Here is a 15,888-nt window from a genome sequence, read left to right on the forward strand (position 1 = left end):
AAGAATGAAGAAGTTTTTAGGGAAAATTTCACACTGGTACTTCACAAAAGACGCATTGCCATATTGGTGTGTCTTCGCTTTCGATTGCTTCATGGTAATCTCAAGCGGATTGGTGTGTCATACGCTCATCTGGGGCGCGACGGTAACGGCTAATGAGTTCCTGCCTTTGTTGGGAACGCTGCTGTTCTATCTCGTGTTCTATATAATAGGTTTCAGAATCTTCCATACCTATTCGGGAGTGATGAGATATACATCGTTTTCCGATATTCACCGTATTGCGCTTGCAAACCTTATAGGTGTGCTTTCGATTGCTTTTATGAGGCAAGTGTTCATGTACGACTTGTATTTCGTGCAAATAAGAATGCGCGAACTGGCAATGACATTCGTGCTCTCAACCGTTGTTATGTGGACGGCTCGAATGATAGTGAAATACATGTATGAGTACTATAAGCAGGATCAGGATGCTCGTGGCGTGTTCATTTATGGGGTGAAGACAGGAGGACTAAGCATAGCGCGCTCATTGCTGGCAGCTCCCAACGTGGAATATAAGTTGAAAGGATTTGTCAGTGATGCAAATGACATGGCGGGAAAGATGCTCATGGGAGTGATGGTTTATCGTAATGACAAAGACCTTCTGAAGACAATGGAGAGAGAAAAGGCAACTGCACTTTTCATCTCACCGCTGAAAAAAGACGATTTCATAAAGCAAACCGCACTCGTTGACATGCTCATTGAGAAAGGCATTTCCATCTTCGTGATGCCTTCTGCAACAGAATGGGACGGTAAGAGTGACATCTTCGCATCTCAACTGCACGAGATAGAAATTGAGGATTTGCTGCCGCGAGACGAGATAAACATAGACCTTGATGCCGTGAGAAGCCTGCTCAAAGGCAAGAAAATACTGATAACCGGTTCGGCAGGCAGTATCGGAAGCGAGATTGTAAGACAGATTGCAACATTCCATCCTTCGCAAATGATACTGATTGACCAGGCCGAAACGCCACAGCACGACATCAGACTGATGTTGAAGAATGGCTTTCCTGAAGTAAAGGCAGAGACAATAGTCACAACGATACGCAACCGCGAACGCATGGAAACGATATTTAACCAATATCGTCCCGACTATGTTTTCCACGCTGCGGCATACAAACATGTGCCGATGATGGAGGATAATCCGTGTGAAAGCGTGCAGAACAACATCGACGGCACTCGCGTAATAGCCGATGTCTCGGTGAAGTACGGGGTTAAGAAGTTTGTGATGATAAGCACAGATAAGGCCGTAAACCCCACCAATGTGATGGGATGCTCGAAACGAATTTGCGAGATTTATGTGCAAAGTCTTGACCGTGCAATAAAGGATGGTAAGATAAATGGTGTCACACAGTTTGTCACAACGCGCTTTGGTAATGTGCTCGGTTCTAACGGTTCGGTGATTCCTGTCTTCCGCGAACAGATAAAACATGGCGGACCGGTCACTGTGACACACCCGGAGATACTCAGATATTTCATGCTTATACCCGAGGCTTGCAAACTGGTTCTTGAGGCAGGGACGATAGGAAAGGGTGGTGAAGTATTCGTCTTCGACATGGGAGCACCGGTCAAAATAGTCGATTTGGCAAAGCGTATGATAAAACTCAGTGGGGCACAGAACATAGATATAGAATTCACCGGACTGCGTGACGGAGAGAAACTATATGAAGAGGTGCTCAACGACGAAGAAATCACGATACCTACTGTCAACAACAAAATAAGGGTTGCAAAGGTTCGGGAGTATGACATAGACACCGTGAAAGAACAAATAGAACAACTTGTCGCCGACAGTTATGGTTTCGATAAGATGTTAACGGTGAAACAGATGAAACTGATTGTACCGGAATACAAGAGCAATCACTCGGTTTATGAGAGTTTGGACAAATAAAGTCCAAACTCTTTTTGTTTCCGGCAGATGTCAGAGCCACATGTTTCTTTTTCAACCTTTAGGGAAAATCCTTTGGTAATTAGGGAAAATCCTTTGCGATGATGATTATTTTGTTGTTTCTTTGCATCGTAAAACAATATGAACAATTTAAAACTTACGGATATGAAAAAGATTATCATCGCCCTTACAGCACTATTGACAATGGCACTTAATGCCAACGCAATGAGTTACGAGCAGGCTCGAAGAGAAGCGTTGTTCCTGACAGACAAGATGGCTTACGAACTGAATCTTACCGAAGATCAGTACGAAGCGGCATACGAGATCAATCTCGACTATCTCCTGAGCATTGACAACCGTGACGACCTTTACGGCGTTTATTGGACAAGACGCAATCTCGACCTGAGTTATATATTGCTCGACTGGCAGTATAATACATATTGCGCCGCAACTTACTTCTATCGCCCACTCTACTGGGACACCGGTTATTGGCGATTCGGAGTATATGCACGCTATCCACGTCGTAACTACTTCTACTACGGTTATCCCGAGTTCTGGTATTCATATCGCGGCGGACACAGTTGGAGACACAACGGTGGAAGAAGTTGGTATTACGGACGTGATTGGGGATATGACCACAGATACGGACGCGGAAACAGAGGATTTGGAATGCGTGACGGATTCGACAGAGGCGATTATCGCAATCGCAGACCTTTCGGATACAGCGGAAGAGGAGATGGACGTGGATACAGTGACCGCGGACATCGTGGAGATTTCGATAGAGGACGCAGCAGAGATGACATGAACAATCGCTTCGACCGCAATAATCGCAATGGCGATTTCAGAAGTAATTGGCGCAATGATGGTTCTTATAACGGAAGAAACTACGAGGAATATTCAAGAAGAGATCGAATGGACAGACCATCAGAAAGAAGACGCAACGACGACTTCGTTAACCGTAGGCGCAATGATGAGTTCACTACCAGAAGTAACGTTGACAGGTTCTCGGACAGAAGACGTAATGATGATGGTTTCTCTCGCCAAAGTAGCACACGCTCTACTGCCACAAGTAGCGGAAGTTTCGACCGTCGTAACAACGACCGCAGTACACAGAGCCGTCCTTCGGGAACGTTCACCCCGAGCAGTAGCAGTGGCTCATTCCGTAGCAGTGGCTCGTTCGACCGCTCCTCTCGTAGCAGTGGCTCGTTCGGCAATGGCTCACGCAGTGGCGGCAGTCATGGTGCAGGAGGTCAGTTCGGAGGACGCAGATAAGGATAAAGACAAATGTAATATCTAAAAAAAAGCATCTATCTCCTAATAGGTTAAAAGAAAGATGAAATGATTGAAAGACGAAAAAAGGATATTATTTGATGGATAACAAGACAGTCATATTAAACAAATTTGAACGCCCCACGATGTGAATCGAGGGGCGTTTTTTTATGGTGTTACCGCCCGGAAGAGCCAATTGAATCTTATAAAGTCATCATTCTACAACCTGTTTTGCTTATTTTTGTCATCCTTGTTGTTTTCTTGTATCGTCATATCATATATTTATAATGTGATGAGTTTCTGTTTCTTATCAATACTTTACTGAAGTCCATAGAGAGTGCTTTGCTTGGTCACGCTGACAAATAGGATATCACAGATATATTTATTTCTTGCCAATGCTGTTGCTTTCGATTGTCGAACAGAACTTCAACACCGTTTCCGTATATATGGTGCTTGATGCAATGAAAGCAATCTTTTCTTGATATAGTAAGTTTTCATTGCCAAGATATTACATTATTGTTATTATAGATTGTTTTACTTATTCTCTTCTTCGTTGCTTTTCTTTTTTTTATTCTTGCGTGGAGCAATACGTTTAAGGTCTTGATCGAGTTGCTTGATACTCTCAAAATGTTCTATTTGCCGTTGTTGTTTTTTATAAGCAATAAACTCCTTTGTGGCTTTTTCTACAGCCAACTTATGAGAAATTGTGCCGGCATGCTCAAGGATACTTTTCTCGTTCATTGTGAGTACAAGTCTCAGTTTCTGCACCCAATCACGCATATACATTGGTTTTTCTGCTAAAGCCTGCGCCTCTGCATAGGCAAGAAACTGTTCTACGATAAGTTTTAACTGCCCAATCTCTTTCTCATTCAGGTAATTCTTCCCTATCAGGGCATCGCTCTTACTAATCTTTCCCTCTTTTTCTGTAGAAGTAAGTCCCATCATCGGTAGAGTAGCATTGGCACGATAATAAACAAGTTCGGCTGCCGTCTTTCCGCTGACAGCCCAAAGCAGTTTGTTTTGCACCTCCTTGAAGAAAGCCAATGTCATTTCAGCAGACGGATTATAGTCAATACTCGTTGCGTATATCTCCTTTATCTGCTGATAAAACATTTTCTCAGAAAGGCGTATATCACGAATACGATCTAATAGTTCCTTGAAGTAATTGTAAGAAGAACCGGTCTTAAATCGTTCGTCGTTCAGCGTAAATCCCTTAATGATATATTCTTTTAGTCGCTGTGTTGCCCAAATACGGAACTGCGTACCTTGCTGCGACTTTACTCGATAGCCAACAGAAATAATAACATCGAGATTATAATAATCTATATTTCTGACAACCTCTCTATTTCCTTCTACTTGAACTGTTGCAAATTTTGCAACAGTTGCCTCGTTAGGCAATTCTCCCTCTTCAAAAACATTCTTGATATGCCGTGAAATAGTTGATTTATCACGTCCAAATAGCGTTGCCATCTGATCTAATGACAGCCATACCGTCTCGTTTTCGAACCGAACATCTATCTTTATTTTCCCATCTTCCGACTGATAGATGAGCATATTGTCATTGTTGCTTGCTTCCATCATTTTTATCCTTCGTTTAACTCATCACTCATACGATAATTGATGTCGTAGTTGATAATGAAATCTAACTCCCACTTAGGCAAGAACCGTCTTTAAGATGCAGATTTTCTTGCGTTCCATAGTTGTGTGACTTAATTTCGGCATAAAATTAGTTATTATTTCTTGAAATACATACATTTTAAAGCAAAAATATGGGGTTGTCTAATCAAAAAATGTTTTTCAATTTATTTTTCATCCTATAATTTCAACTATGGCAAACCATTTCGTTGTACCGGACTTATGTCACCTCACAGCAAAATGGGCGAAATTGCTGACCAAAATGGGCGAATTTGCAAAGTAAATTGGGCGAAATTGGTTTGCAAAACAGGCTAAATTGCAGAGCGATATATGCAGGTTAAGGCAATATAAGAGTGCGTACTTCGGCATTGTTCATACGCTCTATCTCTTTCATCTGTTTATGATGATACTGTGCTTGAATGGCTTTGTTTATTATGCCGTGGCCAACGGCAAGTACGGTCTTGCCCTGATATTGTTCGCTTATGAAGTCGAGAAAACGCTGTGCGCGGTCAAACATACTATCGAGCGGTTCCACATCTTCCGGAAACGGCTCACCTTTTATGCTCGGTATGAATCTCCCTGTAAAGCCTCCCCAATCGCGTTCGCGCAGCAGTGGGGTAGTGACAACTGTCATTCCGCAGCGCTCTGCCACGATGCTGCATGTCTCGACAGCACGATTCAAATCGCTTGCAAGGAAGACATCGATGCCACGATTTTTCATCTCTTCTGCCAATTGTTTTGCCTGTTCAATGCCACGGGCATTCAGACTACCTTGCGTCTGCCCCTGCATTATTTGGTTCTCGTTGTCGAAAGTCTCGCCGTGCCTTGCAAGAAGTAAAGTTGTCATTTATTATATCCTATATTGTTTCGCTTGCGAAAGATTTTATAAATCAATTTGTTTGATGAAAATACCGTCACGACAATTTATATAAGTTCGAGAGAGAGGAGTTCCTGCAACTTGGCAACTGCCTTGTTTTTCTTTGTCAGTTCCATGTATTGCTCTCTCCTTGTGAGTACTCTGCACACCTCTTCCTCTTTCGCTTTGCGCAGCGACAGTGTGATGTCATCGTTCTTCAAGTCCTTGACAAGGGTTGCGAGTATTTTGCTTTTTATCTTTGTAATGTCATCGAGAAGGAGTTGATTGTCAACCACCACCTCCACGTTGGGGAACTCGGTTATCTTTGGTTGCAGATTTTTTATTCTTACGGACAGTCCGGCCAGTTGCTGCGGCATGCGCGAACACATGGCATACCACACTGTGCATAGTTCGTCTTCGGTGAATGTTCTGTGTTCGCCGGTGTCTTTCACCTCCTCTTCTTCTTCCTTTTCGGAATATTCTGAGGCATCTTCTTTGAGTTTCTTGAACGAGTAGCCCAGTCCCCTCAGTTTCAATACCTTTGGCGGTTCTACAGTTTTCTGCACCTTGAGTTCTTCCTGTTGCGTTTGTGGCACAACAGTTTTGCTCTCACCGGTTGCGGCCACCTGCTCTGCCACTTTTCTTAACCGGTTCTCCTTTATCATTTTTTGGAACAGGGATTTCAATCTTCGGGGCAGTCGCCCCGCGCCGGGCACCTCCTCGTCTTGTGTTATCTGCGCCATTTCTATCAGCGTCAGTTCCACGAGCAAGCGTTTGTTGGTGCTCTGCTTGTAGTTCACATCGCAGCGGTTCATTATCTTCAGAGCATTGTATAGGAACTTGATGGGGCAGCGTCCGGCCTGTTCCTTATATCTTTCTGCTTGTCTTTGGCTCGTTTCGAGCAGTCCTACGGTCTGCGGGTCTTTTGCCATCAGCACGTTTCGCACATGTTTTGCGAGTCCCGTGATAAGGTTTCCTGCATCGAATCCCTTTGCCAGCACGCCGTTCAGGAGCACCATTATGTCGGCCGCCTTGTTCTCCAACGCGAGGTCTGTGATGCGGAAATAGTTGTCGGAGTCGAGCACGTTGAGGTCTTCTATCACCTTCTCGTATGTGATATTGCCCTGACAGAACGATGCCGCCTGGTCGAAAATGCTCAGTGCGTCGCGCATTCCTCCGTCGGCTTTCTCGGCAATCACGGCCAGAGCCTCTTCCTCATATCCTATTCCTTCTTTCTCTGCAACCATCTTCAAATGGTCTATGGTGCTGTTCACTGCCATTCTTTCGAAGTCGTAGATTTGGCAACGCGAAATGATGGTAGGCAGAATTTTGTGCTTCTCTGTTGTGGCAAGAATGAATATAACATGAGCCGGCGGCTCTTCGAGAGTCTTCAGGAAAGCATTGAAAGCGGCCGTTGACAGCATGTGAACCTCGTCAATGATGAACACCTTGTATTTGCCCACCTGCGGTGGTATTCGTGTCTGCTCCATCAGAGCCTTGATGTTCTCCACCGAGTTGTTGCTTGCAGCGTCGAGTTCGAAGATGTTGTAAGAGCGCTGTTCGATGAACGATTTGCAACTTTCACATTCTCCGCAGGCCTCACCTTCGGGCGTTGGATGTCCGCAGTTGATTGCTTTCGCGAATATGCGGGCACATGTTGTCTTTCCCACGCCACGCGGCCCGCAGAAGAGATAGGCGTGAGCGAGTTTCCCGGTCTTCACCGCGTTCTTCAGCGTTGTCACGAGTGCTTGCTGCCCGACAACCGTGTCGAACGACATCGGGCGATATTTTCTTGCCGAAACAATGTATTCCATTTGTTATCAAGAGTTATGTTCTGAAGTTTTATAGTTATGAAATTCTACAGTCCAAGCATTACATCTTCTTGTCATTATGCCGCCAAAGGCAATTCATAATGCCGAAACCGTTACTGAACTACAGAACTCCCGAACCACTATACCTCGTTATCTACATATTTAAAGTTATCTCATTTTTTCCATTATCAGTATTTCCGGGCGATACTCGAAGTGCATGGTGTCGTAGTGATACCAGCGTCCTCCCCAGATGAAGCCGTGCTTCTCGAATATCTTCACTATCTCTTGCGGCATCTTATTCTTGTAAGGCACCTTGTCGGTTTCCTTTGCACCGGGTTTGGCCCACAGCCAATAGGTTTTGTAGTTGCCGCCGATGTCGATTGTCATGCCGTATGAGTGGGCACTCTGTCGTTTCGCTCCGCGCACCTGTCGCCAGTAGAATGTTCCTTCCGACTTGAAATAAGCCTTCAGTTCCGGATGCTTTGCCAGTTCGTCGCGCACCGCTTTCAGATGCTTGTCGGCACCGTTTACGGTGGTGAACTGCACATTCTGGCCGAACCATGGCACGTTGACAAGATGCTTGCGCACTTCTGCTGCCGAGTTGCCATACATCTTCTTGAACAGCGCCTCACACCTACTGCGCCCCGCGTCTTGCTGAAAAGACGGTGTCCAAGTGTCCTGTTCGTAGCGGAAGGCGAACATATCTTCGATGTCGGCATCGTCGAGTTTCTCGACAAACGATTTCTTTCTGCCGTCATCGTAGGTCATTTCGGCACCATCTTTGAATATGATTTTGTTGTCGCGATAGTCTGTTATGAAGTCAGGATAAGCCTCCAGCAGTGCCTTTGCGCCTACGGGTATTGCTGAGTGTGCGTCATTATCGGTCTTCCTTGCTTCTTTTTTCCCGACCTGTATCGTGTCCTTTTCTGCTTCCGCCGGTATGCCTTTCCTTTCTCCGCAACTCCAACCTACAGCAAACACTGATGCCACCACCAGTGTTGCCGCAATTATTGATATTGTTTTTTTCACTGCTCCTATACTTTATTCATACTTATGCAGGAATGAGATGTTATAACTCTCAAACTTATTAAACTCGCGTGCCGGAATCTCATCGTATATCGCTGAATACCATGACAGCGAATTGAAGTATTCCCTTAGTTGTGCATCCTTGAAGTAACGGCCGTGACGTGCGTATATAGAGTTCTTCAAAACCCTGATTTGTCCGCGATCCATGTTACGAATGTCATCGTATGTTACGTAACGTGTTGAGAGCCAGTCGTACTGTGTTCCCCAAACAACGTTGCTGCTTCTGTTGGTGCGCTGTGTCTTCTTTGTCTTGCGTGGGATTGACGGCACTTGTGCCTTTGTCTCGTTGATTCCTGCGAATGCCATTAATGCTGTCAGCATAATTATGGCCAATGTCTTTTTGTTTTTAAAAAATTTCATAGTCGTTAATTTTAAAGGATTTGTGTAATTAAGATGATACTATCGTTTACAAAGATACAAAAAAAACTATTACAGCGTTGTTGTTTATTATTTCTTAACACTTTGTGGCGTATTCTTTGGCTTTCATCTTGTGTCCTCCGAGCCATAATCCGATGAATGTCAATGCGCCGTTAAGCATCAGCAATTCGTAGCCGAAGTGATATCCTGTGGCAGAGGCAACTGTCTTGTCTATCGCAAAGCAGAGCAGCGGCGACCCTACGGCGATGTAGGGAACGGTGCGACCGGCAACCGAACGACGCGTAAGAAGTCCGAAAGCGAACAGACCGAGCAGTGGTCCGTAGGTGTATGAGCATAAAACATATATGGCATCTATCACCGACGAACTGCCCACGGCATCCACAGCGAGTATTATTACTGCAAACACGGCAGCCATGGCGATATGGGTTTTGTGGCGCAACGACTCGTCTTCTTTCTTTTCGCGAATATCAACGCAGTAACTTGTGGTCATGGCTGTAAGTGCTGAGTCGGCAGAACTGAACGATGCTGCCACAATTCCGATGGTGAAAAGTATCACCACGGAGTTGCCGAGTATTCCCGAAGCGGCAAACATAGGCAGCAGTTCATCGCCGGTGTCGGATAATGGCAGGCCTTGTTTTTGTGCCAACATCATGAGCAGTATGCCAAGAGCCATGAAGAGAAGATTGGCCGGAACGAAAGCCATGCCGTAGGTGCACATGTCTTTCTGTGCCTCGCGCAATGTCTTGCAGGTGAGGTTTTTCTGCATCATGTCTTGGTCGAGTCCTGTCATTACGATAACGATGAAGACACCGCTGAGGAACTGTTTCCAGAAATTTTGTCGCGATACCCAGTCGTCGAAGACGAAAATTCGTGAATGTTCGTCGGCAGCCACCGCTCTGATAGCATCACCTATGCCGTAGCCGAGAGCATCAATTACATTATATGTAATCAGTAGCAGTGCCGTAAACATGCACACTGTCTGGAACGTGTCGGTCCATACGAGCGTCTTTATCCCGCCGCGACGGGTGTATAGCCATATCATTCCTACCATCACCACCACCGTTACCACAAAGGGAACACCCAACTGACTGAGTACGAAACGGTGCAGAATGATGCACACAACATAGAAACGCACCGCCGCACCGGTCATCTTAGACAAGAGGAAAAACCACGAACCGGTCTTGTATGCTTCCTTGCCGAGACGCCGGTCGAGATAGGTGTATATCGTGGTGAGATTCAATCGGTAATATACCGGCAGCAGAATGAATGCCACGGCGAAATATCCCAGAATGAAACCGAGACAGGTTTGCAGGTATGTCATCTGCGTTGCCATTACCATTCCGGGCACAGAAACGAACGTTATGCCCGAAATGCTGGCACCGACCATGCCGAAGGCCACCATATACCACGGCGAGCGACGGTTGCCACGATAGAAAGTATCGTTGTCGGAATGCAGAGATGTTAGTCGGCTGAACAGCATCAAAGCCCCAAGATAAACAAGAATAGTGAGCAATATTACCATAATGACTGCAAAATTACTCATTTATCAAGAAACAGAGAACTGATTTCGGAAGAATGTTCATCAGTAATTGAAGATTCATCAATTCATTGGTATGGGACGGTTTTTTATTATTACGTTTTATATTATAGATTTGTTTCTGTGTCGAACTCGCGTATAAAAGATGAAATCAACGATTTCTATTGTCTGTTTAAGAGTTTTTTTGTACCTTTGCATCTAATTTAAATAAACACATATTATTATGAAAAGATTGCAAAACAGGGCGTATGCCCTACTCGTTGGTGTCATTACACTAATGACTTGTGTTAGTACTACATCTTGTGGCAGTGATGATTTGGAAGACTTATTCAACAAATTAGGGGGCGTTGTATATCAAGATATGGACACCAAAATAAGTGTCACATACTTCTCTACTGCTAATTACAATAACCCTTTAATTTTCATTATTCCCAAAACAATGCTCGGAAAGGAAATCGATTTAAGTGCAAAAGGTGATTGGCAAGTAGGTGGTCCTGAAACCGATGGCGTTCATGACGGTTCCGAAGGTTACTACGAAAAGGGCAGTTACCTTTATATTTTGACCAAGAATAAGAATAAAATTGAACTCCGCTTCAAACTGATAAGATTAGGACGTACTATCGAAGGTTCCTATGAAGGAAAGATGTACAACAGCAAAGATGCGCTTGACGAAGCCCTCAAGAAAGGCAAAATATAATTTTCAAGACAATATAAAACGTAGAGGAGGCATAAATAACTCCTGAAATATCAATACATAGGGACAGGCAATGGCATCTGTCCCTATATTTTTTAAGTGCCATTTTCGCTTTTGGGGGCACACATCTGCATAGATGTTTTTTCATTTCTAAGAGTAGAACTGAAGTTTGTTCAACTCATAGTTTTAGTTCAGTACTTGTTGCTATTCCTTCAATCTGTTTTTACTAAAGTTGCGTTCCGGATAAAAAGAGGTGTTATTTTTGCTATACAATACCCTTTACTATATTTTTTGCAAAATATAACATCTACTTGAAATATTATTTTTATCTTTGCAAATAACAACATATACAAATAAGATATTTAAGGAAAAAGATATGAAACATTACTTTTACATCAAGAAAAAGAGCAATTTTCTTTTTGACTTATTGGTCTTGTTGCTTAAACCAACCGATAATAATAAGGTGCATTCAAGGCGATATGCCTTTGTGTTGCTTACGCTTTTGGCTGCCATTCCGATGCAGGCGCAGATGCTTTTCTCCGAAAACCTAATGCTGGAGATAGACAGTACGAAGACCATACAAGGCTCGTTGCAACCCGAACTCGATTTTAAAACAGAGAAACAGCATGTGTTTACCATTAAGAACACGGCAAACCTGAACTTGTTGATAAATACAAATCGTGTCATAAACTTTATAAACAAATTCGAATTAACTACTGTTGGCAATAAGGTTGCAGTGAGCGAAGGATACGTTCATGCCGAATACCGCTACTTGTTTCATCATGTTTTCGAAGTCTATCCCTATGCAGAGTCGCAATGGGCAGGCAGCCGCGGCATGCCTTTCAAACTGTCTGCAGGTCTGCAAGCACGCTATCGGCTGATAAAAACCGACCATTGTCTTATGTTTGTAAATTCTGCTTTGTACTACGAATTTGAGAAATGGGAGGTTGCCGACCCTCCTCTTGGAAGCAATCCCTACGAATATAGCCGTTGCATAAAAAGTCATTTGTCGGCTACTTTGAAATTTTCTATCGGCGACCATTGGGAACTTACCACTACTGCCATACATCAAACAAAGCCTAAAGACTATTTTAGGAAAGCACGATTTGGGGGCGCAGTTGACCTCATATATCGCATTACACCTACGATTGGTATCCGTGGTGGCTATCGTTTCATCTACGATACTCATCCCATTGTGCCCATAGGAAAAGACTATACTGCAATAAATGCAGGTCTCGACATCGCTTTCTAAAAGGTAACTGTTTTGTTGATGCTCGCTAAACTCTGCATGTATTATGTGGGGAAAAGAAAAACTTTGAAGCTTAAAGATTTTACAAGAAGGCTCGTCTTGTGTAACCGTATATTTATCAACGCAATGTAATACGCATTGTTTTGCGCGGCGAAAGCGTCTGTCAAGAGGAGAAAAGACAAAAAAACGAGGGGCAAAGGTTGCCTTTTCGAGCCTTTGCCCCTCAAAATAAAGGTTATATTTCTGCTTTTTGAATTTGCTTTTACTTAGTTGTTGATAACAATCTTCCGAGTAAAGTGACGGTTGTTACATTCTATCGATACGATGTAAATACCTGAAGGAATATTTCTTATCGGAATAATTCCGTTTGTTCCCTTCGCTACAATCTGCCCATCGAGAGCATAGAGTTGCAACATTCCTTTTATATTCAGACGGATGGCATTCTTGTCTATAGACAGCATAGAGTTGTTGAACAACGGATCTATTCCATTTGTCAAGTCTATAACGAATGGTGCCGACGGCATCGACTCTCTTCCATCGTTATAGTAAGCCACAACATAATATTCTGCATTGTTGAGCGGTTGCTTGTCTATGAAGTGAGTAGATTCGCCCGGAATGTAGTTTATATTAAGCAGTTCTCCGTTTCTAAATAGGTTGTAGCCCACCAAATCATCGTCTGTTTCCTCGGTAGCATCACCGGGTTGGTCGTTAACGTTGCCCGTTATCTTCCAGCAGCATGAGCCAAGTTGAGGGTCGCCTTCGTAGAAATCCCACACCGTTTTCCATGTTTTTCCGTTGTCTTCAGAGTACAAATCGCTCTTTCCTGTGACGCAAGAGGTTGAACTTTCATAACTTAACGGAATCTGATCCGGACTGTAGTCGTGTATCTTGATGCCCACAATGAGTTCCTTTGTACCGTCTATCTTTATAGGTGTGTTCAACTTTTGGGTTGTGGTTTCGTTGAACTTAATGTTTTCCATTTCCTGTTCGCAAATGAGTTTTCCATCCTCGAACACAACTACAGCAGCATGAATGACTTGGTTTTCGCCAACATCGTCGTAGTAGTTGATGTGCGCTGATACGGAAGTAAGGTATTTTCCATCGTATGGTGATAGTTCGTTTGGTGTGAATTTATTGGCTCCAATCAGTTCCTTACCCTCGTTACCCAGTGTATATCCGGGCGATTCGGGTTCGCAGATGTAGTTAAGCGCATAAGATTTACGGCTGTTCTTCCACATTAGGAATACTTCTTTGTTAATTACTTTGCCCGTGAGTCCTTCCGGAGCATTGACATTATCGCCACTTCCTATCATGATATTGTCGAGATAGAAATAGTAGCTCAGCAATCCCATTCCGTGCTTGCGGAATCTTAACCGGAAGGTTTTTCCTGCAAGTTGCTTACTCAAATCCACCGTCATAATACCTTCTATGTTTGGCAACTGCTCTATAGTCCAGTCCTTAGCCGACTGCCATGTGTTGCCTCCATCAATGGTATATTCAACGCTAAGCGTATCTTTGGTTGCGTTGATCTCATTACCTCCTTGCGCATTTTCCTGCTGACAAAGAATGAGGAACGAGCATTTTACCTTATTGGTATGACTTGCATCGAACGGCCTACTTACCAAACTTATCGAGTAAGGAGTGGATGTGCAAGCACCACTGGATAGTCCCATCGAACCGTCATGACCTATTTGGGCAGCCACTGTCCACTGTGTATCTACATAATCGCCATAGTCTGTGCTGATTGTCCAATAGTTTGTCTTGAGTGAACCGTGTTCAAAGTTCTCGAACATCGGGAAGGAATAGGTCTCCGGAATGGCTATTTCGATAGGATTTGAGCGTGGAGAGAGCATCTCTTTGCCATCTTTATCCTTGTAGATTGCTTCTATTGTAAAGTTACGATAGCCCGGTTCTATATTTTTCAGCATGGTTGTCATATCGTCTTTCAACTCATTCAGGGTCGCTGTTTTTTCTCCATCGCAATATACATTGTAGCCTTTCAACGTCCACGAATTGTAAGTTGCCTTGTCACTCTTCCATGAAAGACTAACTTGCTGCAGCCCGGTCGATTTGCCATTTGGTTTTTCCGGTGTGGCAGGAATTTCCACATCGCGCTTATTTACAGTGAGATACCATGCTATAGGAGTCTGTCCCAGCGCAACATAAACGTCTTTATTTCCTGCTATAGTATTGCCGTCTGCCGATACAGAACAAGGGAATGCCTGTGCTTGATCCTCATAATTCAGCGGGAAAGGCATGCTCAACTCAGGATTGAAAAGATAGGTATAGTAAGTTAAATCGAATATTCTTCCGGAGGAATACTGATACCAGAAATTCCTGTAATATCCCATTCCGCCCATTGCAAGTGCACCATATATCATTGCACCAAACACGTCGCCGTTGTTAGTTACAGTCGGAATGCGCATTTCGTCGTTGCTCTCGAAGGTGGCCAAAGTAATGGTTTTGGCTTTTTCTACATCGTAAAGGCGATAGTCGGAACGGCTGGAAAGCGATATAATGAAATATTTTCCGTTAGGACTTACGGCTATCATGCGCATCTGTTTTTTGTTTGCCAGTTCCACATCGTCGCCTGTACACGTTACAACATGGCATTGTCCGTCAATCCAATAACATGCTATCGACGAGCCTTTGTTTATGGCCAGTCCGCCAATGGTGCGCCCATCAGACGACACATAGAGTGCCAATCCGTTGCTATATCCCTCCGGCAATGGCAGTTTTTCTATCTTCCAAGTGCCCTCTCCTGTGCGTGTCCACTTGCAAGGGTCGCTGGATGCGAAGTTAGAATATTTGCAATAGCCCACAACAATCTTGCCATCGTTAGACAGCGAGCAGGCAAATGTGCCGTCTCCGTGTTGCTTTATCCTTGTAGTATCGAGGTCGCCATAAGGCAGTTGTGCTATTTTCCCATTCTCAAACACGGCTGCTACGTTGGTAGGAGCAACGTCTCCGTAGAACTCAACAAAGTGTTTCAAGTCTTTTACAGAGCCACACAACACTCCATTATCATTTACACCTCTGAACAAACCGCTTGTTTCCCACTTCTCCGGGTCGTCGGTTGTAACCCAATTGAGCGTTTTGTCGCTCATATTATACACGAAACTCTCCGTTCCGATTCCAAATTGCACCTTCGTAGGATTGTGTCCTACAAGATAGTTACCGTTGGGCGACATTGCCAAACAATAGGTGTTATCACCTAACAACTTCACTTCGTCGGCACGAACACCACAGACAAAGAGAATGAGTAATAGTAAAAAAGTTGGTCTTTTCATAATAATTACTTTTTGTTTTTCAATAGTAAATGTATTTTAGTTATTTAATTTATAAATGAAACACCTTTCAAAAGGTAAGTTATCAGACAATATCAAGTTGACCAAAACCTGCAATATGTCGATTCTTCAGCCGGTCTTCGCGTTATTAAAATGTAATATAAGCAAATT

11 protein-coding genes are annotated in these 15,888 nt (G+C 43.8%); 4 read left to right on the forward strand and 7 right to left on the reverse strand.

Translation table 11 applies throughout. The annotated features are described in order from the left end of the window. Positions 1–4 precede the first annotated feature (4 nt). Both EHV08_RS00910 and EHV08_RS00915 read left to right on the forward strand, forming a co-directional pair. Positions 5–1,918: a polysaccharide biosynthesis protein gene (locus EHV08_RS00910; protein WP_126677568.1), complete on the forward strand. Its 1,914-nt coding sequence runs from the start codon at positions 5–7 to the stop codon at positions 1,916–1,918. A 162-nt stretch (positions 1,919–2,080) separates the two neighbouring features. Then, positions 2,081–3,187 carry a hypothetical protein gene (locus EHV08_RS00915; RefSeq protein WP_126679373.1) on the forward strand — a complete coding sequence of 369 codons (1,107 nt, stop codon included), beginning with the start codon at positions 2,081–2,083 and terminating at the stop codon, positions 3,185–3,187. Positions 3,188–3,718: 531 nt separating this feature from the next. Here EHV08_RS00915 and EHV08_RS00920 read toward each other — a convergent pair. From EHV08_RS00920 to EHV08_RS00945, 6 genes are all read right to left on the reverse strand, one after another. Further along, positions 3,719–4,762 (reverse strand): virulence RhuM family protein, encoded by a 1,044-nt coding sequence (locus EHV08_RS00920; RefSeq protein WP_126679374.1) that lies wholly within the window; start codon positions 4,760–4,762, stop codon positions 3,719–3,721. Between the two features lie 394 nt (positions 4,763–5,156). Continuing rightward, positions 5,157–5,666 carry a histidine phosphatase family protein gene (locus EHV08_RS00925; protein ID WP_126677569.1) on the reverse strand — a complete coding sequence of 170 codons (510 nt, stop codon included), beginning with the start codon at positions 5,664–5,666 and terminating at the stop codon, positions 5,157–5,159. A gap of 77 nt (positions 5,667–5,743) precedes the next feature. After that, positions 5,744–7,489 carry a DNA polymerase III subunit gamma/tau gene (locus EHV08_RS00930; RefSeq protein ID WP_126677570.1) on the reverse strand — a complete coding sequence of 582 codons (1,746 nt, stop codon included), beginning with the start codon at positions 7,487–7,489 and terminating at the stop codon, positions 5,744–5,746. A gap of 165 nt (positions 7,490–7,654) precedes the next feature. Then, complete coding sequence (locus EHV08_RS00935) at positions 7,655–8,515, reverse strand: M15 family metallopeptidase (protein ID WP_203227033.1); 861 nt, start codon at positions 8,513–8,515, stop codon at positions 7,655–7,657. A 12-nt stretch (positions 8,516–8,527) separates the two neighbouring features. Then, positions 8,528–8,932 (reverse strand): YARHG domain-containing protein, encoded by a 405-nt coding sequence (locus EHV08_RS00940; protein WP_238987982.1) that lies wholly within the window; start codon positions 8,930–8,932, stop codon positions 8,528–8,530. 94 nt (positions 8,933–9,026) lie between these two features. Further along, entirely contained in the window at positions 9,027–10,472 is a 1,446-nt protein-coding gene (locus EHV08_RS00945; RefSeq protein ID WP_126679377.1) for a sodium:solute symporter, read from the reverse strand. Positions 10,473–10,710: 238 nt separating this feature from the next. Here EHV08_RS00945 and EHV08_RS00950 point away from each other — a divergent pair, with 238 nt between their 5' ends. Continuing rightward, a complete protein-coding gene (locus EHV08_RS00950; RefSeq protein WP_126677571.1) occupies positions 10,711–11,184 on the forward strand; it encodes a hypothetical protein in 474 nt (157 codons plus the stop codon). A 514-nt stretch (positions 11,185–11,698) separates the two neighbouring features. Next, positions 11,699–12,433, forward strand: a complete 735-nt coding sequence (locus EHV08_RS00955; protein ID WP_394366043.1) for a hypothetical protein — start codon at positions 11,699–11,701, stop codon at positions 12,431–12,433. A 263-nt stretch (positions 12,434–12,696) separates the two neighbouring features. On the opposite strand, the gene EHV08_RS00960 is transcribed toward EHV08_RS00955, so the two are convergent. Then, the gene (locus EHV08_RS00960; RefSeq protein WP_126677573.1) at positions 12,697–15,720 is read right to left on the reverse strand and encodes a T9SS type A sorting domain-containing protein; all 3,024 of its coding nucleotides are present in this window, start codon (positions 15,718–15,720) and stop codon (positions 12,697–12,699) included. Positions 15,721–15,888: the final 168 nt, after the last annotated feature.

Origin of the sequence: Prevotella koreensis (genome assembly GCF_003977605.1) — a bacterium.
GTDB classification, from domain to species: domain Bacteria; phylum Bacteroidota; class Bacteroidia; order Bacteroidales; family Bacteroidaceae; genus Prevotella; species Prevotella koreensis.

Coding starts and splice junctions, on each gene's coding strand:
- EHV08_RS00955 (WP_394366043.1), top strand. CDS start 11,699: ATGCAGGCGCAGATGCTTTTCTCCGAAAACCTAATGCTGGAGATAGAC.
- EHV08_RS00925 (WP_126677569.1), bottom strand. CDS start 5,666: ATGACAACTTTACTTCTTGCAAGGCACGGCGAGACTTTCGACAACGAG.
- EHV08_RS00940 (WP_238987982.1), bottom strand. CDS start 8,932: ATGAAATTTTTTAAAAACAAAAAGACATTGGCCATAATTATGCTGACA.
- EHV08_RS00930 (WP_126677570.1), bottom strand. CDS start 7,489: ATGGAATACATTGTTTCGGCAAGAAAATATCGCCCGATGTCGTTCGAC.
- EHV08_RS00950 (WP_126677571.1), top strand. CDS start 10,711: ATGAAAAGATTGCAAAACAGGGCGTATGCCCTACTCGTTGGTGTCATT.
- EHV08_RS00920 (WP_126679374.1), bottom strand. CDS start 4,762: ATGGAAGCAAGCAACAATGACAATATGCTCATCTATCAGTCGGAAGAT.
- EHV08_RS00945 (WP_126679377.1), bottom strand. CDS start 10,472: ATGGTAATATTGCTCACTATTCTTGTTTATCTTGGGGCTTTGATGCTG.
- EHV08_RS00910 (WP_126677568.1), top strand. CDS start 5: ATGAAGAAGTTTTTAGGGAAAATTTCACACTGGTACTTCACAAAAGAC.
- EHV08_RS00915 (WP_126679373.1), top strand. CDS start 2,081: ATGAAAAAGATTATCATCGCCCTTACAGCACTATTGACAATGGCACTT.
- EHV08_RS00960 (WP_126677573.1), bottom strand. CDS start 15,720: ATGAAAAGACCAACTTTTTTACTATTACTCATTCTCTTTGTCTGTGGT.